This is a genomic window from Aequorivita marina, assembly GCF_031631895.2.
Taxonomy (GTDB): Bacteria; Bacteroidota; Bacteroidia; order Flavobacteriales; family Flavobacteriaceae; genus Aequorivita; species Aequorivita marina.
Map to the genome: position 1 here is coordinate 1 of NZ_JAVMBW020000056.1, position 281 is coordinate 281.

The following is a 281-nucleotide window of genomic DNA, read 5'->3' on the forward strand; positions in this document are numbered from 1 at the left end:
GAAAGTTCGAATTGAAAAACACAACAATGGCACCTATGGCAGTAAATCATTTACTTCCATTACAAACGATTGGGAACTGTTTTTAGCGTTTGAAGTTAGCAGTTATGCACATGCGATCCGACTGGAACGGAAGATAAAATCGATGAAAAGCAGAAAGTATATCCTGAATCTTTCAAAATATCCTGAACTAAGAGAAAAGATTGTAAATGAAACCGGGAGTATCTGACTCTCCCGAAAGCTTTCGGGACAGAAAGTCCCTGGTTCGAGCCCAGCGCCTGTCC

At 41.3% G+C, this 281-nt stretch carries 1 protein-coding gene; it reads left to right on the forward strand.

All coding sequences use genetic code 11. From position 1 onward, the window contains the following. Positions 1 to 226 (forward strand): GIY-YIG nuclease family protein (locus QPK98_RS15665; protein ID WP_310994402.1); only part of this gene is annotated, 226 nt, incomplete at its 5' end. Positions 227 to 281: the final 55 nt, after the last annotated feature.